Origin of the sequence: Moorena producens PAL-8-15-08-1 (genome assembly GCF_001767235.1) — a bacterium.
GTDB classification, from domain to species: Bacteria; Cyanobacteriota; Cyanobacteriia; order Cyanobacteriales; family Coleofasciculaceae; genus Moorena; species Moorena producens_A.
This window is the reverse complement of record NZ_CP017599.1, coordinates 2,269,280-2,294,099: the sequence shown is the minus strand read 5'-3', so window position 1 is coordinate 2,294,099 and position 24,820 is coordinate 2,269,280. Positions and strand designations below refer to the sequence as shown.

Sequence of the window (24,820 nt, the reverse complement as noted above, 5' to 3'; positions counted from 1 at the left end):
CATAAAACCAACTATTGATTGATAAAAAAAAATCATCTGATAGATTTCCTACTGTTCCCTGTTCCCTGCTCCGAAGTCCCTGTTCCCTGTTCCCTGCTCCGAAGTCCCTGTTCCCTATTCCCTATTCCCTATTCCCTATTCCCTATTCCCTGCTATCTATGATTACTCTTAACGGCTATCAAGTTAAGACTAAAATTTACGAAAGTTCTAATTCAATCGTTTATCGCGGCATCAGAGATAACGACCATCAATCGGTTATTATCAAAGTCCTGAAGGAGGATTATCCCACCGAATCAGAGTTGACCAGATATAAACAAGAATATCAACTCAATCACTCTCTAAATTTTGCCGGAGTTATCAAAGCCTATGAGTTGCATAAGTATCACAGCACGCTGGTTATTATCTTGGAGGACTTTGGCGGAGAATCCTTAAAGAATTGGGTAACTAAACGCCAGTTTAGCCTAGAAGAATTTTTGAGATTAGCTATCCAAGTCACGGATAGCTTAGGGGCGATTCATGGAGTCAATATTATTCATAAAGATATTAATCCCAGTAATATCATTTATAACCCAGACACCGGGGACATCAAAATTATCGACTTTGGCATTTCTACCCAGTTACTCAGGGAAACTCCCACCTTAAAAAATCCCCATGTTCTAGAAGGAACATTAGCCTATATTTCCCCAGAGCAGACCGGGAGAATGAACCGTTGCCTAGATTACCGTACAGATTTCTACTCCCTTGGGGTTACCTTCTATGAATTACTCACAGGCAAACTCCCCTTTGAGACTACTGAGGCGATGGAGTTAGTCCATTGTCATCTTGCCAAACAACCTATCCCTCCCCATCAACAACAGAGCTTAACGTTAACCTCTCCACAGATTCCTCAACTGTTGTCAGATATTGTCCTAAAATTAATGGCGAAAACCGCTGAGGAGCGTTATCAAAGTGCTTGGGGCATCAAAGCGGATTTAGAAGAATGCTTGAACCAGTTACAGACCACTGGCAAAATCCCACCATTTCCCCTAGGTACTCAAGACATTTCGGAAACCTTTCACATTCCCCAGAAACTCTATGGTAGAGAGCAAGAAGTCCAGATGCTGCTCGCTGCCTTTGAGCGAGTCGCTGCGTACGCAACTAGCAACAGCCAACAACATCGAAAATCTAACTTCAGCTCCAAACCAGTCCAAAATTTGAGCAATCCCCGGTCTCGAGCTGAAATGATGCTAGTTACTGGTTATTCTGGCATTGGTAAATCAGCACTGGTACGGGAAATTTACAAACCGGTCACTCGGCAACGGGGATACTTTATTTCTGGAAAATTTGACCAATTTCAGCGCAATATTCCCTACTCTGCTATTGTCAGTGCCTTCTCTAGTTTAGTGCAACAACTGCTCAGTGAACCAGAAGAGCAACTCAACCAGTGGCGAGAAAAACTCCTAGCAGTACTCAATCCTAATGGACAGGTGATCATCGATGTGATTCCTGAAGTAGAACTAATTATTGGTAAACAGCCCACCGTAGCAACTCTTCCCCCTATTGAGACTCAACACCGCTTTAATTTAGTTTTCCAGAACTTCATCAAACTCTTTTGTTCTGAAGAGCACCCCCTAGTCATTTTCCTTGATGATCTTCAGTGGGCAGATACAGCCACACTGAAGCTGATTGAGCTAATCATGACTAATGAAGAAACCGAGTACTTATTGTTAATTGGTGCTTATCGGGATAACGAAGTCAACACTACTCATCCCCTGATGCTAACCCTAGATAAGCTGGGAGAATTGGGGATTACCTTTGAGCAAATTACCTTAGCTCCTTTACAAGAAAACCAGATCAAGCAACTAATTGCTGATACTTTACAAGCTCAGCCAGAGTCAGTGATACCATTAGCCAAATTGGTGGTGAATAAAACCGCTGGTAATCCTTTCTTTGTCAACCAGTTTCTCCAAACACTTTACGCGGAAAACCTAGTAAGGTTTAAGGCTCCTAAAGACGGACATCAAGCTCAATGGCAGTGGGAGATTTATGAAATTAATGCGCTAGGTATTACTGATAATGTGGTAGAGTTGATGCTCAGGAAGCTCAAAAAATTACCAGCTACTACCCAGAAGGTATTGCAACTAGCGGCTTGTATAGGAAATTATTTTAACCTCACTACTCTGTCAATTGTCTATGAAAAGTCCTTAACAGATACCTTTAGGGATTTACTGAGTGCGATTCAAGAAGGATTCGTGTTGCCAACATCTGAGCTGAAAACTAGTGATGAAGAAATCATCGAGTCTCAACTGGTCATTCTCAATTTTAAATTTCTCCATGACCGAGTACAACAAGCGGCGTATGGGTTAATCAATCAGGAGGATAAAACGAAAGTTCATCTGAGGATTGGACGGCTTTTGCGCACTAATCTCTCAGAGACGGAGCGCGAAGAAAGGGTGTTTGAACTGGTCAATCATCTTAACGTAGCTCAAGATGTAATTGCAGATCCCACAGAAAGAAGGGATTTGGCTCAGTTGAACTTAGAAGCCGGTAAAAAAGCTAAGGAAAATATCGCTTATGGAGCAGCTAAAGACTATTTTCAACTAGGCATCGCTTATCTTGAGGATAATGCTTGGGAAACTCACTACTCTGTTACCTATGCTTTGCATAAGGAACTGGCACAGACGGAGCAATTGAATAGTAATTTCGAGCAGGCAGAGAAATTAATTAACTTGCTCCTATCTCGGGTAGAGTCTGTAGTAGACAAAGCAGATATTTATTGGTTAAGTATTCTACACCACACCATGATATCCCAGGACCATAAGGCAATTGAAATTGGCAAACAAGCTCTCCCTCTGCTAGGACTAGATTGGCCAACACCAGACCAGCTAAAGACTTTATCACTATGTTTAGAACGTGTTAGACAGCAAATTAACCAAAAAACTCAGGGTCAAGCCATCAGTGTGCTACTGAATGAACCAGAGGCAAATGACCTAATTCAAAAGAGGATAATTAAGTTATTAAATTGGCTGCTAGTTCCTTCTTATCTTACCAAGCAAGACCAATTACACTTTTGGTTAGGGTCTAAAATTGTCGAGCTGTCTTGCCAATATGGCATGGTGGCTGAATCAGCCTTTGGTTTTACGGTTTACGGGATGTTGGTCACTAGGGAGTTAGGGGATTATCAATTAGGCTATGAAATTGGCTGGCTTGCTCTCAATTTGAGTAAGAGATTTAACCAATTAGATAAAGTAGCTCAGGCTTGTTATGTATTTGCTAATAATTTGTTACCTTGGGTTAATCACTTAAACAAATCGGAGCAGATTTTAGATGAGGGAATACAGACCGCTTTAGCTTCGGGAAACATTATATTTCTTGGTTATATACTGCTCTATAAATTAGTAAATCCATTTTATTTTGGAAAAAACTTATCAAAAATTATAGAAGAGTTACCTGAGTACTTAAGATTAGTTCAAAAAAATCATCATCGTTTAGCTGAAGATTCAATTTTGGCCTTAAAGCTTGTTCTATGCAACCTTTTGGGAAAAACTAGGGATAGATTTTCGTTTGATATCGAAGACCTCACGGAATCCCAGTATCTAGAAAATTGCCACTCTCATCATGCTGACTATGCCCTTTGCCACTATTATATCCTCAAATCCATAGTTCTTTATTGGTATGATCAACCACGTCAATCCCTTGATTATTCAGAAAAAGCCGAAAAAATTATTGCTGTGCTTACCAGTAAGTTTCAGGTGGCTGTCAAACGTTTCTACGAATCCCTGAGTTTAGCTAGTCTCTACCCCTCGGCGTCAGAGGTTGATAAAAAGCACTATTGGCAGCAGCTGTTAACCAACCAAGAACAAATGAAACGTTGGGCAGATAACTGTCCTGAGAACTTCCAGCATAAGTATCTGTTGGTAGCAGCAGAGATGGCTCGTTTATCTGGTCACCATCTAGAGGCAATGGAGTTATATGACCAAGCGATCGCTTCCGCTGAAGACCATGGCTTTATCCAGAATCAAGCTCTAGCTAATGAATTAGCCGCTAAGTTTTGGTTAAGCCGAGGCAAATCAGACATTGCTCAACTTTACCTCCATAAAGCTCACTATAACTATCAGCTTTGGGGGGCAACACGTAAAGTCGAAGATTTGGAACAGAAGTATCCCGACTTACTGGTTAAAAGAACCCAGCAGTCTTCTTTGTCTTCAACCCAAACCATTAGCACTACTACTACCAGCAGCACTAGGTCAGACATCATACTGGATTTAAACACAGTAGTCAAAGCATCTCAAACTATTTCTGGGGAAATCGTCCTAGCTGAGCTGCTCAATAAGTTGATGGAAATTGTAGTAGAGAATGCTGGAGCGCAGTTTGGTTGTTTAATCTTACAACGAGATCATCAACTGTTCATAGAAGCAACTATTGATGTTGAGTCAGTTGACCAGACTCGGTTGCAGTCAATCCCACTAGCAACCAGTGACCAGTTACCCAAAGCCCTGATTAACTATGTGGCTCGTACTGGGGAGAATTTAGTTCTCAATAATGCCGGTGCTGACTCCAACTTTGCTAACGACCCTTACCTACAGACCCGTCAGCCCAAATCTGTTCTGTGTAGTCCGATCTTAAACCAGGGCAAGTTGGTCGGCATTCTCTATTTAGAAAATAATCTAACCCCAGGAGCCTTTACACCAGACCGATTAGAAGTGTTAAATCTACTGACGTCTCAAGCAGCGATTTCCTTAGAGAACGCTCGACTTTACGAACAGCTCGAAGCATTGGCTCAAAGTCTACAAGTTAAAGTAGAAGAAAGAACCCAAGACCTACAGAAGGCTTTACAGGCAGCAGAAGTGGCTAACCAAGCTAAGAGTGATTTCCTCTCCAACATGAGCCACGAACTCCGCACTCCCCTCAATGGCATCCTCGGCTACGCCCAAATCTTAATGCGCGATCGCAATTTCAATCCTCGTCAAACCAATGGTTTAAAAACTATCTACCAAAGTGGCAACCATCTATTGACTCTGATCAACGATCTCCTTGACATTGCCAAGATTGAAGCTGGCAAGATGGAACTATATCCTACTGACTGGCATTTGCCCACGTTTCTGGAAGAGGTAGTAGGAATTATCGGCATGAGAGCATTAGAAAAAGATATTTTATTCAAGTACCAGCCAGGGGATAATCTCCCCTCTGGGATTCAAGCCGATCAGAAGCGATTGCGGCAAATACTTCTCAATCTGCTGGGCAACGCCGTCAAATTTACTGATCGTGGTCAAGTCACCTTTAAAGTCAGCGTACTCAAGAACCAAAATGGAGAGGTTAACCATCAGGTCAATCATCCCCAGACTCTACGTTTCGAGGTGATTGATACAGGAGTGGGAATGACTCAGAAGCAGTTAGAAACAATTTTCCAACCCTTTGAACAAGTTGGAGATATCCACAACCGTGCTGATGGTACAGGCTTAGGTTTAACTATTAGCCAGAAACTGATCGACTTGATGAAGGGAGAATTAAACCTTAAGAGCGAGCTGGGCAAAGGTTCCACGTTTTGGTTAGATGTCACCTTCCCAACTTTGGAAATAGCTTTGAAAACAGAAGAGAATTTAGTCGGTCAGGTCATTGGTTATCAAGGAGTTCGCCGCAAAATACTGGTAGTAGATGATAAACTCGAAAACCGTGCTGTCTTACAAAACATGCTAGAGCCGTTAGGATTTGAGGTGGTTTTAGGAAACAATGGTCTCGAAGAAGTACAACTGGCTTGCCAAATCCAACCCGACTTGATTTTGACTGACCTAGTTATGCCTGTCAAAACCGGTTTTGAAGCTGTTCAGGAAATTCGACAGATACCTCAAATCCAGAATATAACCATTGTAGCCGTTTCAACCAGCATCTGGGAAATGGATGAAACTAAGAGCAGAATAGCTGGTTGTGATAATTTTATTTCTAAACCAGTAGACCAACTACAGTTACTCCAAGTATTAGAGCAGCATTTAGCTTTGGAGTGGATCTATGAAGACACTGCTGCGCGTCAAAAATCTGATATTCAACCAGTAGCCAATCCCTCCAAAGAAGACTCATTAGAGGAAGTATTAAATGAATCATTTATAATTCCGCCAAACTCCGAGATGGAAGTGTTATATGAGTTAGCGATGCTTGGGAGTATGAGGAAAATTTGTGAACGAGCGGTCTATCTTGAGGAGTTGGACGATAAATACCTTCCTTTTGCCAACAAACTCAAGGAATTAGCACAAGATTTTCAAGAAGCGGAGATTTTGGCTTTGGTAGAAGAAAATCTATCAATATCGAATTCTAATTAAAAACTTTGCTGAGGATTTCAACAGAAGGGTCAACTTCCAGCCACACGCTAGCTTTACAATCTTTGGGGATTTAAGTTAGCGCTATAGTTAATCAAAGGTGACGTTTTAAATAGCGCTATAGTTTTGTCAAGACCGGTCAAGAGGATCAAGTAATCGTTGAATATACCGATGACGGTTGTGGGATTGTTAACGACAATTTGAAAAGAATTTTTGAACCATTCTGTACAACAGCTAGACATCAAGGAGGAAGTGGTCTAGGATTGCATATTGTCAATAATTTAGTGGTTCAAAAGCTGAAAGGGACAATCAAGGCTGAAAGTGAGGTGGGTGTGGGAACACAATTTGTGATGACTTTTCCAGCAATCAATCAAAGAATCCAAGGATGAGGTGTATGATAATGATCAAGCCAATTAATGAGGTGATAACTGATGATGAGGAAGTAGTTTTTGAAGAGGATCAAGACCTGATTTTCGAGGAAGATGAAGAATTAGTTTTTGAGGAAGATGAAGAATTAGTTTTTGAGGAAACGGAAGACTCTAATCACTCAGAGGAAAGTCAAACGGCTTGGAAAATGATGATAGTGGATGATGATATCAAAGTCCACAAAGTTACCAAGCTAGCCTTAAAACAATTCACATTTGATGACAAACCATTAATCTTTATTTCTGCCTATTCTGCTGACGAAGCCAAACAATTAATTGCGGATAATCCCGATACAGCCTTCATGTTGTTAGACGTGGTAATGGAAACCAATGATGCCGGATTAAGAGTTGCCCAATCGATTCGGGAGGAGCTAAACAATAAGTTGGTGAGGATTATTTTACGCACTGGTCAGCCGGGAGAAGCCCCTGAAGAATCAGTTATTCTAAATTACGATATCAACGATTATAAGCTCAAAGTTGAACTGACTCGACACAAGTTAGTGACAACAGCGATTACAGCGTTGAGATCTTACCGTGATCTTATCACCCTGGAAAATAGTCGTCAAGAATTATCAACCCTTTATGCACAATTACAGGATTTTAATCAGAACTTAGAGGAATTAGTTCAAACCCGCACCCAGGAATTAGAGAAAGCTAAAAAAGTCGCTGATGCTGCCAATCAAGCTAAAAGTGAATTTCTCGCCAACATGAGTCATGAACTGCGGACTCCTCTCAACGGTATCTTAGGCTATGCGCAAATTCTCCAGCAAGACAAAATCTTAACTCCCCAACAAAAAAATGCGATTAGAATTATTTACCAGTGTGGCAAACATCTACTAAATCTGATCAACGACATTCTCGACTTCTCTAAAATTGAAGCGAGGAAAATGGAACTTTCACCCATAGATATTAATTTTCAAAACTTTCTGATCGAGGTAGTAGATATTTGCCATATTAAAGCTCAGCAAAAAGGAATTTTATTTATTTACCAACCCTGTTATAAAGTTCCCAATAGTATCTCGGTTGACGAGAAACGCCTGCGACAAGTTTTGCTAAACTTACTGGGAAATGCTATTAAGTTTACTGACCAAGGTAGAGTAATATTTAAGGTTGAGAGAATAAGAGTAAGGCAAGATTCAGCACAAGTTTATTTCGCCCAAGTCCGGTTCTCAGTTGAAGACACAGGCATAGGTATGCCAGAAGAACAACTGGAAAAAATATTTTTGCCCTTTGAACAAGTGGGAGATAGGTTTCACCGTGCTGAAGGAACTGGACTCGGATTAACTATTACCCAAAGAATTGTCAACATGATGGGGGGTAGTCTTCAGGTTGAGAGTACCTTTGGAGAAGGCAGTATTTTTTCTCTAGAGATAGAGTTCCCTATATCAGAGATTGGTGAGTATACTTCTCAAGTCTCTCCAAGAAGAATTATTGGTTTCACTGGACCGTCCCCAAAACTATTGATAGTAGACGACAAATGGGAAAATCGCTCTGTGATCATCGAGTTGTTGCAACCGCTAGGATTTAAGGTGCTAGAGGCAAGTAACGGACTTGAAGGGTTAGAGCAAGCAGCCAAGGCAAAACCAGACCTTATTCTGGCTGATGTGGTCATGCCTGAGCTAGATGGCTTTGAAATGACTAAGCGCATTCGTGCTACACCAGACTTGAAGAATATTGTGGTGTTTGCCTTCTCAGCTAGCGTATTTGATTCCTATCAGCAAAAAAGTCGGCAGGCGGGTTGTGATGATTTTATTACTAAGCCATTACAAGTTGAAGAATTACTCTTAAAGTTACAGCAGCATCTGCAACTGGAATGGGTGTATGAAGAGTTTGAATCAGACCCAGAAACCACAATTGATTCATCCTCTGAGGAGAGTTCAGCAGAAGGGATTGTACCTCCTCCAGCGGATGTACTAGTTCAACTCTATGAACTGGCAAAGAGAGGCAATGTGTTTGCTATCAACAAACAAATAAAAAAGCTTGAAAAATTAGATGAGCGATTTACGAGTTTTGCCAAAACTATTTATCAATTTACTGATGATTTTAATATGAAAAAACTTCGGAGCTTTCTTCAAGAATATATTGAGTAAATTTTAATTTAAGTAGGTGATTTGGAAGCAGTCAGTGGTCAGTGGTCAGTGGTCAGTGGTCAGTGGTCAGTGGTCAGTGGTCAGTGGTCAGTGGTCAGTGGTCAGTGGTCAGCTTATTTTATTCAAAAGCACCTCAAGGAGCACCATCTGTAGCGCATTAGCTGATAGCTGATAGCTGATAGCTGATAGCTGATAGCTGATAGCTGAATGCTTATGATAATTAGTCAACCGGATTTGATATCATTTGTGATTTGTTATTTGTCTTGAGAGCCACAGTTAATTGAGTCCAGTTTGGCAGCAAATTCCAGAGCACCTTTAATACTATCGATATTGCCCTCAATCCGTGCAATTTGAATCTCAGTCAGTAACTCACCAATTTTAGAACTAGGGGATAACTTAAGGGATTTGATTAAATCTTTACCAGTAACCAGCGGTGTCGGATGGGCAACCTGGTCATTGGGATTCAAATAGTGCTCAATCAAGGGTGCTATAGTATCCACAGCCATGCCCCTGGCAACTGCCAAAAGCGCTACCACAGGAAAGACAGCTCCAACGTTAAGAAAGAAGAAATACTGGTCCCGTAATGGGATCTCGTTGGCAGTAGTATAAGACAGCAGTTGGGGCAAATGTTGGATTGCCCTGACTACTATTCGAGTCTGAACACGAGAGTACTTTAGAGCTAACAGCTGTTGTTCAGCAACTGGGGGTATTGATGATAATAAATTTGCTAACTTAGCCAAATTTAGCAACGATAAAGAATGCTTAGTCACCTTTAAGTTCAATTCCACCCCAAGCTTAGGCCAGGTTTCTGCCAGTACCATAGCGGATTGGTCAATTGCTGCCATGTGCTCTAAACCCTCAGCCGTGGCATCAGCCAGCCATGGTCGTAATACATTATCCTCCCAGGCCGCTTTGAGCCAAGGTACACCCTGAGGTGACTTGAGGAGATAGCCCAATTCTGTCCGTACTCGTTCTGCTGCGATTTGGCTCAATAACGGTGCTACCTTTCTAATCGCTGACTGGGTGGCTGGGTCAATCTGAAAACCCAACTGAGCGGCTTGTCGATAACCCCGCAGTAATCGTAATGGGTCATTTTGTAAGTTTTCTGGTGACACCATCCGGATTATCCCTTTACGGCAATCTAAGATACCCTGTAATGGATCAATGAATTCCTTGGTGTGGGGATTAAATGCGATCGCATTAATCGTAAAATCCCGCCTATGTAAGTCAGCCTCTATGCTATCCCCGTCCTGTTGAGCAAAGTCAACTGTTGCGTTGCCAAACACTACCCTAGCTATTTGACGCTGGGCATCCAAAACCACAAATCCGGCCTTATAACGTCTTGCTAGCTTGCTTGCTGTCCGTACTGCTTTAGTGGGTAAAACAAAGTCTAAGTCTAAGTAATCCGACTGTCGGTTGATCAGAGCATCCCTAACCGCACCACCCACCAAGCAAGCGTCAGAAGGGAGTAACTCCCAGTTAAACGGCCAATTTTCGGGTGATAGAGCAGTTTGATAAGTCATAGTCATTTTCTGAAATATCAGAATGAATACTATATATCAATATGTGCTAAACTCGAATAGAGAACATCGCAACCTCGGAATCGTAAACAGAAATTTTTTGGAAAATAAAGTAGTCAACAAAGTACCCAATAGTTAACTATTTTATCGTATAAGCTACTCAAGAAATGTCTGATTTGAGCTATGCTAACATAAAGGAAATGGAGTTTAAGCAATGTGTATTTGCATTAACTGCCACTACGTAGACCGGTGTACTACATACCATGCTGTGGAAACCCAGCATCAGGTACCTCACCTGACGGAATCTCCCAACTTTGAAGCGGTTGAGCCCACCATCAATGTCAATATCCGTTCTACTGAAGATATAATCGAAATGGAATGGGACGTTGTGGGGTGTAATAGCTTTAAGCAGGAAAGTGGCAAGTGGGCAAAGCTTCGTCCTGGTGAACTGGTACCCACCTGATGGGATTGTGAATTTTAGGTATTCTGGCGAGAAGCTCCACTCTCTACCTAAGATAAGCATGGGATTAATCGCCAGTGAAGTTTTAATTTAACCAAGCAAGCTTTTGATAAAAGCTCGAATTGGTTCTGGTTGTGTTTGTCCAGTATTTTCTATAATACTGCTTTAATTGACACAAAAGACACGATCGAGCCAAAATATTAAAAAGTATTAATTTTTGTAACGCTGGATGTCTTTTGAGCTTTTATCGTTGGAAACAGTCCAGGACATAGCTAAGGACTATGGCTACTGGGCAGTTTTTTTTGGGATTGCCCTGGAAAACGCTGGGGTTCCCATACCGGGAGAAACCATTACCCTGGTAGGTGGCTTCGGTGCAGGTAGCGGCGAACTCAATTATTGGGTAGTCCTATGCTCTGCGATCGCTGGTGCTGTCCTAGGAGATAACTGTGGTTACTGGATTGGGAAAATCGGTGGTTGGCCCTTACTACTGCGAATTGTGGGTTTAGTCAGGATCACAGAAGCACAACTGACAGAGGCTAAAACCGAATTTCGTAAGAACGCTGCTAAGGCAGTTTTTTTTGGTCGATTTGTGGCAATACTGCGGATCTTTGCTGGCCCAATGGCAGGGATTGTTCAGATGCCTTACCCGAAATTTCTATTATTCAATTTCGCTGGTGCTAGTATCTGGGCATCAGTGATGGTGAGTTTATCTTACTTTTGCGGACGCTTGATACCTCTGGAACTATTAATCTCTTCGGTATCTAAATTTGCGATTGTTGCTCTGATCTTGGTGATTGGCTCGATTGTTGTTCCTAAATGGTTTGAGTCTCGTAAGCAGAAATTGGGCATGGGGGATTAGTTGAGATTGGCTAAGGGTAATCGGTAATTGGTAGTTAACGATTACCGTAACCCAATTACCGTAACCCAAAATTCCTAACTCCTGGTTTTTGCTGACCACACCCGAGTTGGTAATCCCCACAAGTAGATGAAACCCTCAGCAGCCTTGTGGTCAAACTGGTCTTCGGAGGTGTAGGTAGCCAGTTCCGGAGTGTAGAGAGAATTCTCTGACTGACGTCCTACAATTACGGCATTACCCTTGAAAAGTTTTACCTTGACTGTACCGGATACCCGCTCCTGGGTTTTTTGAATGAAAGCATCCAAAGCATCCTTAAGGGGACTGTACCACAAGCCTTTGTAGACCATTTGACTGTAGGTGTCTTCAATCCCTCGCTTGTACTGGGTAACATCAGCGGTCAAGGTCAGACTTTCCAAGTCACGATGAGCTTGGATCAACACCGATAGGGCTGGTGTTTCGTAAATTTCTCGGCTTTTAATACCGACTACCCGGTTCTCAACCATGTCAATCCGTCCCACACCGTGATTGCCAGCTAACTCGTTGAGTTGACTAATCAAAGTCACGGGGTCAAGGAGATTACCGTTAAGAATAGTGGGGACACCCCGCTCAAAGCCGATTTCAATATACTCTGGCTCGTCTGGTGTATTTGCGATCGCTTTTGTCATGGCATAAACTTCCTCTGGTGGTTCTACCATCGGATCTTCAAGCACCCCTGCTTCAATACTGCGCCCTAGCAGGTTGCGGTCAATGCTGTAGGGGGAAGACTTTTTCACCGGTGAGGGAATACCAAAGCGCTCACCATATGCGATCGAATCTTCACGAGAGAAACCCCACTCCCTAGCTGGTGCCAATATTTTCAAGTTCGGGTTAAGGGCGATAATCGACACATCAAAACGCACCTGGTCATTGCCCTTACCGGTACAACCATGAGCTACCGCATCTGCACCGTATTTTTCAGCAGCCTCCACCAATAATTTAGCAATCAGGGGACGAGCCAGAGCAGTAGAGAGGGGATAGCGACTTTCATAAAGAGCATTAGCCTGAATGGCTGGAAAAGCATAGTCCTTGACAAAGGTGTAGGTAGCATCAGCAACCAAGGATTCTGTTGCCCCAGCGTCCAAGGCTTTTTGTCTGATTGGTTCTAGTTCATCTCCCTGACCTAAATTTGCCGCTAGGGTGATCACCTCCTTGACTCCCCATTCTTCTTTAAGATAAGGGATACAAACCGACGTATCTACGCCACCGGAATATGCTAGAACAACTTTTTCAGCACGGCTCATGATAGTTTCACCCTGTGGAAAACAACAAAATAACTATTCTATCCACATATTTCCAGAAAACGGTTGCTGAATTGCCACAAAATTCTAATCGTAATCCGCTTCAACAGTATCAATCCAAGCCAAACTAGTCCCTGGATAATAGTTGCCTAAAATTTCTTGATAGGTGTAACCCTGCTTAGCCAAGTCACGAGCTCCGGTTTGACTCATACCCTGACCACCAAATACATTTTTGACAATATGGTCAGAAGCCGCGTACAAGGATTCTACCACCCCACCTTTGTAACTTAGAAAAATGCCGCGAGTTTCTTGAACTGCCTGAGCCGTGGTGTTCCACTCATATTTGATTCCTTTGTAAACTTGCCAACGCTGAGTGTTTCCCAAATCATAGAACTTACTAGCGGGTCGAATCGCATGAACCAAAGCATAGGAGCGAGCAGCAATGGCTTGTGCTTTCAGAGCTGCCATTGGCCAACTAGGATACACTTCCGCTCCCACCACCGAAGTCAGGTAAAGCTCAAGGTCAACGTAGTTTACTGCCAAGATGCTATCTCCCTTAGAAATCAATAGCAAATCCCCTCGATACCAGCGATTTCCCACCAATACATACCCTCCGTTAGTTGGCTTCACCCAAATCCCTGCCGGGGTCTTATAGCTACCAATTTGAATATAGTCCCCTAATGGTTTAACATTACTTCCCTGATTGGCGGTTAGTTTACCCAGGGGCTGACCCCTAGCATCCAGCAACTCACCTGGTGTTGAGGTAGCCACTACCAGAGACTTAACACCATTGGCTACAGCAACTCGCATTTCTAGGATGGGAGCATCATTCAATGGCTTTGGTGCTGGTTGCTGATTTTTGGTAGCTCCTTCAGACTGGCTGGGCGGCTGGTTGTTGTGATTAGAAGACTCAGTCTTGGTTGATTTATCTGATTTATCCTGGGATTTATCCTGGGATTTATCCTTAGTAGTAGCAGTAGATTGTTTCGTGTCTTGCTTACTAGAGGTTGATGCTTCGGTAGCTTTAGTTTGGGCTAGGGTTGGTGAGGGTGTTGACTTAGAGACAGTGGAATTCTGATCCTTGGAGGTAGGAGATTGAGATGGTGTTGGAGTTGTGGCGGTAGAGGTTAGTTCAGATGTGGTGGTATCCTCTTGGTTAGACAACCCATCCGACTCAGGGGAAACTTGATCTGGGGAATTTGGAGGAGAAGACCTTGAGGAAGATGTTTCTAACTCAGAGCCAGGTGACAGGGATTTCGCTAAGACTAAAGGTACAGATAGGGCAATTGAAAATAGGGCAATTGACCACAACACTGATTTCTTCATTCGTCAGTAAAATTAAACAGTTGCTTCACCTGCTATTCCAATATACAATACAGCGGTGTTATTGGGATTCTGAATACTGTTGTGCTGACCTTAAACCTGCCGAAAGGACGGAATGAAGTTCGTTAGGAACGACTTCCCAATTAATTTCGGTGTATTTTTTCCAAAGTCGATCGGCTTCTTTCTTTGAAAATTGGGCAAAATCTCGCAAAATGGGATAGTCTATGCCTTTTTGCAAGCAGATGTACCCAGCCAAGCGGCACTCTTCATGGGAAGGCACACATTCCCAAGCCACTTTGTCAGGATCGAGTAGGTTTTCGAAGTGTTTTCTGTTCTGAGGAATCTTAAAAAGGCTGATTTCAGAGCCGACAACCTCTTTAGCAAACTCTTCATCAAAATAAGCACACATCATCAAGTAGCAAAAACAACATTTAGGGCAACGCTTGCACCAAGGTTTATCGTAGTTGCAAGAATGTGTCGCTTTCATCAGCTGAGGATGCTGGGCCACAATGGCATAGATCGAGATGTCGTACAGTCCGCGAAGCGTACTGAAAAAGCCTTCAAACCAATTGCAATTCGTGATCTGTGTAAATATCTGCTTGGCCTTTTGTTGGTATTCAACACTTTTGCACCATTGGTGATTAATAGGCTCTCCATCCCAGTCGTCCATGCTGTTATCGGCGGATCGTTCGATATTAAACCAGACTTTGGTATATTGATGGTAAAGAATAACAGGAAAGTAACCAATATAATTGGCGGTATGTCCCACTATAAAGTCAATTTTATTGTGTTTAGCTTGCACCCCCATCGCTTCGAAAACGTGATCAGGGCAACTAAAGAAATTATCTTCAATCTTAACCTTAATTGTCTTGCTTTCTGGCAGGGCTGCCGCTTCTTTAAGCCGCTGAAGCAAGGCTTCCTGTAGCGCAATGCTGCTCTTGGCGATTGGCACATAGCCCTCATACATGTCGAATGGCACACCAGCTTCCCTCAGTAACAAAATGCCAGCGAGGGTATCCTTACCGCCACCATTGGTTAACAAGTCGCTCTTGCGTGGTGGGGGCGAGACTTCGGCACGGGGATACTGAGCCTGTCGAGGTGCAGTCGAGCCGTCGCACTCAATCTGGGAAATGGGTTCTTGTACCACGAGCTTCGGATAAGTGGGTGATGGATAGCGCAATTGATTGAGATAGCGCCATTCGCCCAGTTGTTTACGAAAGCAATCAGTCCACAACTTACAAACGGTCGCACTGCATTGCAACCCTTCACAAAGAATAACCTTCTCACCCCCCAGTGCCAAAAATCGCATACATTCCCATGCCACCAGTGCCCCCAACAGATCAGGCTCAATGCTCTGATCATACCGCTCCCATAAGGCATCCCAAGACGGAATAGATTGATAGGTTATGTGTGAAAAAAATGACCGCCCCGCAATCTCAAGGTCGATATGCAGCTTAGCAGGCTGTGAGTGTAACGTCACGGCACGAACATGCACATCAAACTTCGATGAGGAAGTGAGAGATTTAGGATGAGTCAGTTTCATAATTGCATATTTTATTTACCGAGATGTCGAAGGGCGAAAGCGCCTAACTTCTTCCCCTTATCCCCTCGTTATTCTTTTGTTAAAGAAGGGGAGGAAGGGTGATTAATGAAAACCGATGAACCTGTTATTTACAGAAAGCCTGGAATAACAGATCAGGATCAAAAGAATTTTTGATTTGTGGGTTTACCGTCAAAAATCCGATTTGAGCCTTTCTGTAATAAATTGCAGGGGGTAATTCTGTGCTGGGGTTATAGGCACTGAGGTGTGACTTAGAACTCCCATAATTTCCCTCCCGATTCCACACACTATTTTCGCCAGACAGATTACCATAATCCCCTAGCTGATTACAAATCGACTTTTCCTCCCCAGGGTTACTAGACACTAAACCCAGGAAAGCACCATCAGCTCCCACCAAGTAAGCACGACCATCAAGTTCAAATAGTGTTTGGGCAAGACTGCGACTGGCAAAACAGTTACCGAACACCAGGGAGATACCTAACATCAAACCAATCTGTTGGGTAACAGAAACTCTGCTCATGGTTAACCTAGATTTTAGTAAATCAGAAATATTTATTCCTCTAGGATTCCCATCAGACTCCGTAAAGGAACACCTGGCTAAAAATTTCTATCCAAAAGCAGAGGCCGATGGAAGATGTATCAGGTAATAACTAGTTAACAGTCAAGCTTTGATCCCCCCAAAGATCGGCAGGGGGTCAACCTACCCTACGGGAACGCCAAAGGCGAACAACCTTGGCCTTTGGCCACGCTTCGCGAACAACCCTCAACCTTGGCCTTTGGCCACGCTTCGCGAACAACCCTCAACCTTGGCCTTTGGCCACGCTTCGCGAACAACCCTCAACCTTGGCCTTTGGCCACGCTTCGCGAACAACCCTCAACCTTGGCCTTTGGCCACGCTTCGCGAACAACCCTCAACTCACCCTACTTCGGACGCCAAGAGCGAACAACCTTTGGCCTTTGGCCACGCTACGCGAACAACAATGACTCACTTTCTTCCAGTCAGCCAATAGGTGATCATCTCTCCTTTGCCCTTAACATTAATAATCCCTCGCTCTTCAAACAAATACTTGTCTCGTAAACGCTCGTAAGTGCTAGCAGTAACTTGGATTCTCCCAGGTTCCCCTTGAGAGTCCATCCGAGATGCCACATTAACCGCATCCCCCCACAAATCATAAATGAACTTCTGGATACCGATTACCCCAGCTACCACAGGACCAGTGTTAATCCCGATACGCAGGCGGAATGGTTCTCCATCATCTCGCTGGAAACGACTAATTTCCTGTTGCATATCCAATGCCATGTTTGCGATCGCGTCTGGATGGTCATCCCTAGGGTTAGGTAGACCACCAACAACCATATAGGCATCTCCAATGGTCTTAATTTTCTCTAATCCATGGTGCTGCGCTAGTTGGTCAAAGCTTGAGAAAATTTGATTAAGTAGATTAACCAATTCTGTGGGAGAGATGCGAGCAGAAAGCTTGGTAAACTCCACAATATCAGCAAACAGAATTGTTACTTCGTCAAAGCGATTCGCAATAGCTTTTGGCTCTTGTTTTAATCGTTGGGCGATGGACTGAGGTAGAATATTTAACAACAAGTGTTCCGACTTTTCTTGTTCAGCTCTCAGTGCTGCTTCTGCCTGTTTGCGCTTGGTAATGTCGGCTACAGTGCCTTCGTAGTACAGTAGTTTCCCTTGAGCATCACGCACAACACGAGCATTCTGAGAGGTCCAGATGATTTGGCCATCTTGTCGATAAACCCTAGCTTCAAAATCCGAGATAGCACCATGCTCCTCAACAGCAGCAATAAACTCAGCATAGCTGTTGGGGTTGACATAGAGTTGCTGTTCAATATCGGTCACTTTAGCCACTATTTCTTCTGGGCAAGAGTAGCCATACATCCGAGCTAAAGCTGGATTGACACTCAGGTACTGCCCATCCGGTGTAATCTGAAAAATCCCCTCAGCCACATTTTCAAAGATGCTACGATACTTCTCTTCAGCTTCCTGGAGTGCATCTAGAACCCGTTTGCGCTCCGTAATATTACGAGCGACCCAAATCACACAATTGTTTGGCAAGGGTGAGACACTCGCAGCAAACCACACCTGGGAATTATGACCGGGATAGTGTGAAGTATGAAATGCTTGGTCAGTTTGCCCCACTAGCTTTTGGCCATTGAATTCCGAAAATTTTTCATAATCGGATGAATTGTGATAATATTTGTTAGTTTCATGCACTAGCTTTTGGTCATCAAATTCCGAAATTTTTTGGCCATTAAAGTCTGATTTAGAACTAATTTCATCCTTTATACTTGCTAGTTCATAATGTCCTATAGGTAAACTGTATTCTATATTCAGGGTTTGTTTAGTATCTAAGACTTGCCGGATATGGGTGACAAAAAGTTCAGCTTGCTTGGGGGGCAAAACTTCGTAGACACTCTTACCAAGTAGTTCGGTCGTTGGACTATATAAAACCTCAGAATTGGTCGAGACTACTTTCATGTATCGTCCTTGAGCATCAAAAACGGTAATCACATCTGTCATCGCCCCAAACAGTACCCGCAACTCAGCTTCGGATTTACGTAGTGCTGCTTCGATGTGCTTGCGCTCTACAATCTCAATCCGTAGTTGATGATTGGCGTCCCGTAGTGCTGCTGTTCGTTCCTCCACTCGGGTTTCTAACACTTCATTGGCTTTTTGCAAGGCTTCCTGAGCTTGCTTACGCTCAGAGATGTCTTCTAGAGTACCTTCGTAATACAGCAGATTGCCATCTTCATCTTTAATGGCACGGGCATTTTCGCAAATCCAAGTCAAACTGCCATCCTGGCGATAGACTTGGGACTCGAAATCCACTAAGGTAGGATTTTCTTCCAATAACTGGATGAATTGGGAGCGACGGTTCGGATCAACATAAAGTTGCTGCTCAATATTCGTTACAGTATTAATTAATACTTCTGGGGACTCATAACCATAGATGCGAGCTAAAGCTGGGTTCGCACTGAGGTAACGTCCTGAGGCGGTGGTTTGGAAGATACCTTCTACAGCATTTTCAAAGATATTGCGATATTTCGCTTCAGCTTGCCTCAGCGCTTCTTCAGCTTGCCGACGCTCGGTAATATCAATCCCAATAGTGAAAGCAGCTGAGCCTTGATGGTACTTCTGGGCAACAATCACATAGTTTCGCTTTTCGTCATTAACAATAGCTGAAACCTCTCGGGAAGCATCTTGCTCTGAGCTAGCAAAAAACTCTTTGACAAAGTCATTAAACTCTGAGCTAGCCTGGAGAAACCCAATGTCTTGACCTACAAAAGCCTCTGGGGGCAAGTTAAAGGTTTTGGCTAAATGGCGATTCACACCCAAGTAGCGCAAATCTGAGCTAATCCAAGAGACAATTCCCGGTACTGCCTCCAAGACGGCCTGTAACTGATCTTTGGTCTTGCGCAGGTCATCAAGAGCCTGCTGACGTTCGGTAATATCAATCCCAACGGTGAAAGCAGCTGAGCCTTGATGGTACTTCTGGGCAACAATTACATAGTTTCGCTTTTCGTCATTGACGATAGCCGAGACCTCTCGGCAAGCATCTTGTTCTGGAGTGGCAAAAAACTCCTTGACAAAGTCATTAAACTCTGAGCTAGCCTGAAGAAACCCAATGTCTTGACCCACAAACCCCTCTGAGGGCAAGTTAAACGTTTTGGCTAAATGGCGATTCACACCTAGGTATTGCAAATCCGAGTTAATCCAAGAGACAATCCCCGGTACCGCTTCCAACACGGCCTGTAACTGATCTTTAGCTGCCCTTAGTTCTTCTTGAGCTTGCTCACGCTCTCGCACCTCCGTCATTAGCTGAGCATTAGATGCTTTTAAGTCAGCTGTGCGTTGTTCAACCTTTAGCTCCAGCTCATCGAACGCTTTCTGGAGTTCTGCTTCAATTCGTCGCCGCTCAACTATTTCATGTTTCAACTGTTCCGTTGCCATTTCTAATGCTTGTGCATTGGTCTCTAGATACCTAGCTTTCTCAATCCATTGAGCAACCTCAGCCAATAATTCAATCACGACATTTGTCCTGTAGGGTTCGATCAATGGTGTCCCACTAGACGACCTATTGTATTGGTGAGTTTGTGTATCACAGGCACAGTTATAGGTTTCAACCCCTAACCAGGGTAGAGGTTTAATCGGACGTTCACTGGTAAAGACAATTTCAAATTGTCCAGTAGGCAAAATCCGCCCAATCCGGCATGTTTTACCAATATGGTGATTCGGTTCGATTTGGACTAATCCTCCGGGAGCATCAAATTTCTGACCATAAGCTGCCACCCGTACCCGGTCTACCTCAAATGATTGAGCGGATTCCACGGCTTGTTTCCAGAGGTAAACCTGGGCATAGGCGGCTTCAATGGGGTCACTAGTCACTCGGTTAGCTCCGTAACGACGCTGAAAATTCTGGACAAACCGTTGATTATTAGGAGTGTCCAGACTCTGGAAATAGGTCCAGCTGGCATAATGTCCCGCCGCTATATCCCCTATCCTTTGTAGTTCCGCCTCAGCCACACTCACTGCCATAATCGGAATGTCATCAGCTGTAATTCCAGAGGATTTGTACTGGCGATAGAAGGCTAGATTACTGTCACCATTGAGGGTGTTGAAGACCACATCTGGTCGAACCTGTTTAATTTTGGTGATCACCTCACCCATATCTTGAGTGCCTAGAGGGATGTAATCTTCCCCAACCACTGTTCCCCCCAGTTGTTTCAGTTGCGCTTTAATAATTTTGTTGGCAGTCAGGGGGAAAATATAGTCGCTACCGATCAGATAAAATCGCTTACCGTAATTTTTCACCAGCCAGTTCACCGCTGGTTCAATTTGTTGATTTGGACAAGACCCGGTATAAAAAATATTTGGGGAACATTCCAGACCCTCATATTGTAGGGGGTACCATAGCAGAGAATTTAACACCTCGAATACCGGCAAAACTGCCTTACGAGAAGCAGACGTCCAGCAGCCAAAGACTGTGGCTACCTGATCCTCTTGAATCAGTTTTCTGGCCTTGCTCTCAAATTCTGCTGACTTCGATGCACCATCCTCTACGATCGCTTCGATACGTTGACCAAGAACTCCTCCGCTTTGGTTAATTTCTGCGATCGCCATCAGCTCAGCTTCCACCAGGGGGGCTTCGCTAATTGCCATAGTACCCCGCTGCGAATGCAATATACCAACTCGTATACAGGGGTTATCAGTGTTGAAACTTGGCATTGCTTAAATTCCTGCAATATTTATTTGCAAATCTTTAACTTTTAAGCACCCATCAGCCTCTCACGCTGCGTTTACTCAGCAACCGCAGGCGACGTGACCTACTATTAAATAATCAATGTTATATAAGTGCGAATGTAGCGAGCACCCTGATTAAGTTAGGATAAAACCGTGTTAGGGGAGGAATTTCCCTGGGGGTAAAGGAAATATTTTCGGGTCAACCCGTTAACTATTTACACAACCCATCGAAGATGCCTTGGTTGATGTGGCAGTGGTGGTCATAGAAGTAAAATTTAGAGAATCAAGAGAAAAACGGCAAAGTCTAGGAAAAATTTATAAAGTTTAGTTGTAATTTCCACCTTTTATTCCCTCCCACCTTTTACCTGTTCCCTCCGCAAGTCAATGACACTGCACCTCAACCAATTAGTACAACAATAGTATAAGTAAGTTAAAATTTCCTGTGAACTCAATATATTTCAACATAACCACTATACAATTGTTTACAAACCGATGATGTCTCTTTGAATACTATCACTGAAAAAAATTTTGGCGTCGCTGATAAAGGTTAACTCATCCCACCACTAAAGTAGGTAAAATTTTGAGTCATTAGTATTGAGTTATAGTGGTTCTAAGAGTAATGAAGTACACAGAACTTTGTCCCTGTTTCCAGCTCCGAAGTTTCCTGTTATCTTCCCGCCTTAATAAAGGCAGTAGGGTGGATTCGAGTTACCTAAAATCCCTGGCCTTGTGTACCTCACCTATTTGATAAATGCTATATACTACACCTTAGTTTTTGACAAATGACAAATGAAAAATAGCTAATTACAAAAATGGCAACGGAAACGTCACCTTGTGCGGTAGTCTAGAACAAGTAAATTGATCAGCCTTGTAGAAATTGACAGCCCTATGACCTCTACCGTTACCAGTCCTGCCCGGACAATTCGCATCGGTTCTCGGAAAAGCCAACTTGCTCTGATTCAGACTTACTGGGTACAAGAGCAACTGAAAAAGCATTTTCCAGACCGAGAGTTTGAAGTCCAGACCATGAGTACCCACGGAGATAAAATCCTGGATGTGGCTTTATCTAAGATTGGGGATAAAGGGTTATTCACTAAGGAACTGGAATTGGGAATGCTTAGGGATGAGATCGATTTTGCGGTGCATTCCCTCAAAGACTTGCCGACCAGATTGCCAGAAGGGTTGGTGTTAGGGTGCGTCACAGAACGGGAGAACCCCGCCGATGCTTTAGTAATGCACCAAAAGCACCAAGATAAACAGATAGAAACGTTGCCAGAAGGCTCCATAATTGGAACCTCCTCCCTCAGACGGCTGGCTCAGCTGCGCTACCATTTTCCCCATCTGAGTTTTAAAGATGTCAGAGGGAACCTAAACACCAGACTGGCTAAACTGGATGCTGGTGACTACGATGCACTGATTTTAGCAGTAGCTGGGCTACAACGACTGGACATGAGCGATCGCATTCACCAAATTTTACCACCGGAGATCTCGCTCCATGCTGTCGGACAAGGGGCTTTGGGAATTGAATGCCGTGAGGATGATCAAGAAGTCTTAGAACTGCTCAGTGCGATCGCACATCCCCCCACTTCTCAACGCTGTTACGCAGAACGGTCATTATTAAGGGAACTCGAAGGTGGCTGTCAAGTTCCGATCGGTGTAGACACTCAGTTGGAAGGCGATACCCTAACCCTAACAGCTATAGTCGCTAGTGTGGATGGGCAAAAAGTTGTCAAAGATACGATTCAAGGGGATTCGAGTCAGGCAGAAAATCTGGGAATCGAACTTGCCCAAAAACTCAAACAACAGGGAGCACAAGAGATTTTGGATGAAATTTTGGCTCAAATCGAGCGGGAATAGGAATATAGGAGCTAAACAGTCAATTCAAGTCTGGTTATAAGCGCTATAGATTTTATAATTTTCGCAAAGCCGCTTTCACTGTAGGAAAAGGTTGTGTAACAGTTATTAAAAATATCCTTTAATCTACCAAAATATTCCATATTTTGGTAGATTAAAGCCATGGCACTCGTACCCGAGCTAAGGCGGTCGAACTTACGGGACTCTCAAGGAACACTCTGAGGAAGTATGCAGATAATGGCACAATCAAATGTGAGCGAACGCCAAGCGGAACAAGGTTTTTCGATACAGAAAGCTGGCTCAGTCAAGGTCGAAAACAGTCAAGACAGTCAGCTACCATCTGTTATTGCCGGGTCAGCAGCAGCAAACAATTTGACGACCTCGCCAGACTTGTCGCATATATGCACTCTCTGTTCCCGGAAGCGGAAATCATCTTTGACATCGGTTCAGGACTCAACTACAAAAGATTTGGTCTTAAAGCCATACTGGAGCGACTTATGCGCGGCGATCAACTCACACTTGTTGTTGCCTGTAGAGACCGACTCACCCGATTTGGGTTTGAACTTTTTGAGTACTTGGTTAGAAGTTACCGTAAGAGTAGTGCAGCCTTTATAGTTGGTAAATTATGCAGCATAGGGTCTTGGTTTTGTAGTAAGGCTGCACTACTCTAAGGTTTCATCTCCGGTCAGTCTCAACGGTGGAAAACTCTTGGTTCTCGACAACCCTGAAAGTTGTCGAGAAGCAGAACTCACAGCAGATCTTCTCTCCATCATTCACGTCTTCTCTTGTCGAGTACACAAACTTCGAAAATACGGAGCAAAAATCAAAGAAGATAAGAGTGTTCCTAAACTCTGAACAGCGTGCAATTGTCCGCCACTGGTTTGGAGTGTCCCGTTATGTCTTCAATAAAACCGTCAAAATCCTAGAGAATGGCGAAATCAAGGCAAACTGGAAAGCCATTAAAACTGATATCTTAAATGACCTTCCTGACTGGTGCAAAGCAGTACCTTATCAAATCAAGTCTATAGCGATTAAGGATGCTTGCACCGCCGTTAGGGAGGCCAAGAAAAAGTACAAAAAGACTAGACAAATTAATCGGGTTCGATTCCGTTCTAGGAAAAATCCTGTTCAGTCTTGCTACATTCCTAAATCGGCGGTTTCTGTCAAAGGAATTTACCACACAAAGTTAGGTGCATTGACCTTTGCTGAGACACTTCCTGACAACATTTGTGATTGTAGATTGACTAGCACCAACGGGAACTATTACCTAGTAGTCCCTTACAAAACAGCCCACATTAAAACCGAAAACCAAGGTAGGGTTGTAGCGTTAGACCCTGGTGTTAGAACTTTTTTGACATTTTTTAGCCAGACTTCCGTTGGCAAAATAGGACATGGTGACTTTTCTGGGATTCAGCGTCTATGTCAACACTTAGATAATCTGATTTCAAAGATCAGTAAGGCTAAGGGAAAACAAAAATACCGAATGAGAAAAGCCGCCAGAAGGATGGTGATCAGGATTCAGAGCTTAGTAAATGAACTACATCACAAGGCGGCTAGATTCCTGGTTGACAACTTTGATGTAATATTGCTCCCTACCTTTGAGACGTCTCAGATGTCCAAGAAGCGCAACCGAAAACTTAGATCTAAAACGGTTCGCAATATGCTTTCTTTTGGCCATTATCGGTTCAAAGAGTTTCTAAAACAAAAAGCATCTGAGACCGGAAAGATTGTTGTTGATGTCTGCGAAGCTTATACCAGCAAAACGGTTAGTTGGACGGGCGAGATAGTTAACATTGGCGGCAGCAAGACTATTAAATCGAAAATTGATGGTCAAGTAATGGATTGACCGAAGGTCACGCTTCGCGAACGTGACATCAATGGCGCTCGCGGGATATTCCTGA

15 protein-coding genes and 1 pseudogene are annotated in these 24,820 nt (G+C 43.5%); 10 read left to right on the top strand and 6 right to left on the bottom strand.

From position 1 onward, the window contains the following. The first annotated feature begins 14 nt into the window (after window positions 1-14). The 4 genes and pseudogenes from BJP34_RS08885 (at window position 15) to BJP34_RS48590 (ending at window position 8,958) form a co-directional block, all read left to right on the top strand. A complete protein-coding gene (locus tag BJP34_RS08885) occupies window positions 15-6,293 on the top strand; it encodes a hybrid sensor histidine kinase/response regulator (RefSeq protein ID WP_229424295.1) in 6,279 nt (2,092 codons plus the stop codon). Between the two features lie 149 nt (window positions 6,294-6,442). Further along, window positions 6,443-6,679: pseudogene (locus tag BJP34_RS08880) on the top strand (ATP-binding protein); the annotation flags it as partial. Between the two features lie 11 nt (window positions 6,680-6,690). Beyond that, window positions 6,691-8,805 (top strand): response regulator, encoded by a 2,115-nt coding sequence (locus BJP34_RS08875; RefSeq protein WP_070392032.1) that lies wholly within the window; start codon window positions 6,691-6,693, stop codon window positions 8,803-8,805. 21 nt (window positions 8,806-8,826) lie between these two features. Then, on the top strand, window positions 8,827-8,958 hold the full coding sequence (locus BJP34_RS48590; protein WP_267876518.1) for a hypothetical protein: 132 nt from the start codon (window positions 8,827-8,829) through the stop codon (window positions 8,956-8,958). 101 nt (window positions 8,959-9,059) lie between these two features. On the opposite strand, the gene BJP34_RS08870 is transcribed toward BJP34_RS48590, so the two are convergent. Beyond that, the gene (locus tag BJP34_RS08870) at window positions 9,060-10,328 is read right to left on the bottom strand and encodes a CCA tRNA nucleotidyltransferase (protein ID WP_324611038.1); all 1,269 of its coding nucleotides are present in this window, start codon (window positions 10,326-10,328) and stop codon (window positions 9,060-9,062) included. A 211-nt stretch (window positions 10,329-10,539) separates the two neighbouring features. Here BJP34_RS08870 and BJP34_RS08865 point away from each other — a divergent pair, with 211 nt between their 5' ends. Both BJP34_RS08865 and BJP34_RS08860 read left to right on the top strand, forming a co-directional pair. Continuing rightward, entirely contained in the window at window positions 10,540-10,788 is a 249-nt protein-coding gene (locus tag BJP34_RS08865) for a Ycf34 family protein (protein ID WP_070392030.1), read from the top strand. A gap of 226 nt (window positions 10,789-11,014) precedes the next feature. Next, a complete protein-coding gene (locus BJP34_RS08860; protein WP_070392029.1) occupies window positions 11,015-11,644 on the top strand; it encodes a DedA family protein in 630 nt (209 codons plus the stop codon). 74 nt (window positions 11,645-11,718) lie between these two features. Here BJP34_RS08860 and BJP34_RS08855 read toward each other — a convergent pair whose 3' ends face one another. From BJP34_RS08855 to BJP34_RS08840, 4 genes are all read right to left on the bottom strand, one after another. Further along, a complete protein-coding gene (locus BJP34_RS08855; protein WP_070392028.1) occupies window positions 11,719-12,921 on the bottom strand; it encodes an argininosuccinate synthase in 1,203 nt (400 codons plus the stop codon). An 84-nt stretch (window positions 12,922-13,005) separates the two neighbouring features. Further along, a complete protein-coding gene (locus BJP34_RS08850; RefSeq protein WP_070392027.1) occupies window positions 13,006-14,244 on the bottom strand; it encodes a SpoIID/LytB domain-containing protein in 1,239 nt (412 codons plus the stop codon). A 58-nt stretch (window positions 14,245-14,302) separates the two neighbouring features. Next, window positions 14,303-15,784: a hypothetical protein gene (locus tag BJP34_RS08845; protein ID WP_070392026.1), complete on the bottom strand. Its 1,482-nt coding sequence runs from the start codon at window positions 15,782-15,784 to the stop codon at window positions 14,303-14,305. 124 nt (window positions 15,785-15,908) lie between these two features. After that, a complete protein-coding gene (locus tag BJP34_RS08840; protein ID WP_083305064.1) occupies window positions 15,909-16,322 on the bottom strand; it encodes a hypothetical protein in 414 nt (137 codons plus the stop codon). Between the two features lie 212 nt (window positions 16,323-16,534). On the opposite strand from BJP34_RS08840, the gene BJP34_RS39120 reads away from it, so the two are divergent. Then, window positions 16,535-16,786 (top strand): hypothetical protein, encoded by a 252-nt coding sequence (locus tag BJP34_RS39120; RefSeq protein ID WP_149030869.1) that lies wholly within the window; start codon window positions 16,535-16,537, stop codon window positions 16,784-16,786. A 1-nt stretch (window position 16,787) separates the two neighbouring features. Here BJP34_RS39120 and urtA read toward each other — a convergent pair whose 3' ends face one another. Then, window positions 16,788-21,050, bottom strand: coding sequence for an urea ABC transporter substrate-binding protein (gene urtA, locus BJP34_RS08835; RefSeq protein WP_267876517.1), 4,263 nt, complete (start codon window positions 21,048-21,050; stop codon window positions 16,788-16,790). 903 nt (window positions 21,051-21,953) lie between these two features. On the opposite strand from urtA, the gene hemC reads away from it, so the two are divergent. The 3 genes from hemC (at window position 21,954) to BJP34_RS08820 (ending at window position 24,765) form a co-directional block, all read left to right on the top strand. After that, on the top strand, window positions 21,954-22,922 hold the full coding sequence (gene hemC / locus BJP34_RS08830; RefSeq protein WP_070392024.1) for a hydroxymethylbilane synthase: 969 nt from the start codon (window positions 21,954-21,956) through the stop codon (window positions 22,920-22,922). A gap of 215 nt (window positions 22,923-23,137) precedes the next feature. Further along, the gene (locus tag BJP34_RS08825; RefSeq protein ID WP_229424452.1) at window positions 23,138-23,590 is read left to right on the top strand and encodes a recombinase family protein; all 453 of its coding nucleotides are present in this window, start codon (window positions 23,138-23,140) and stop codon (window positions 23,588-23,590) included. Between the two features lie 26 nt (window positions 23,591-23,616). Continuing rightward, entirely contained in the window at window positions 23,617-24,765 is a 1,149-nt protein-coding gene (locus BJP34_RS08820) for an RNA-guided endonuclease InsQ/TnpB family protein (protein ID WP_083305063.1), read from the top strand. Window positions 24,766-24,820: the final 55 nt, after the last annotated feature.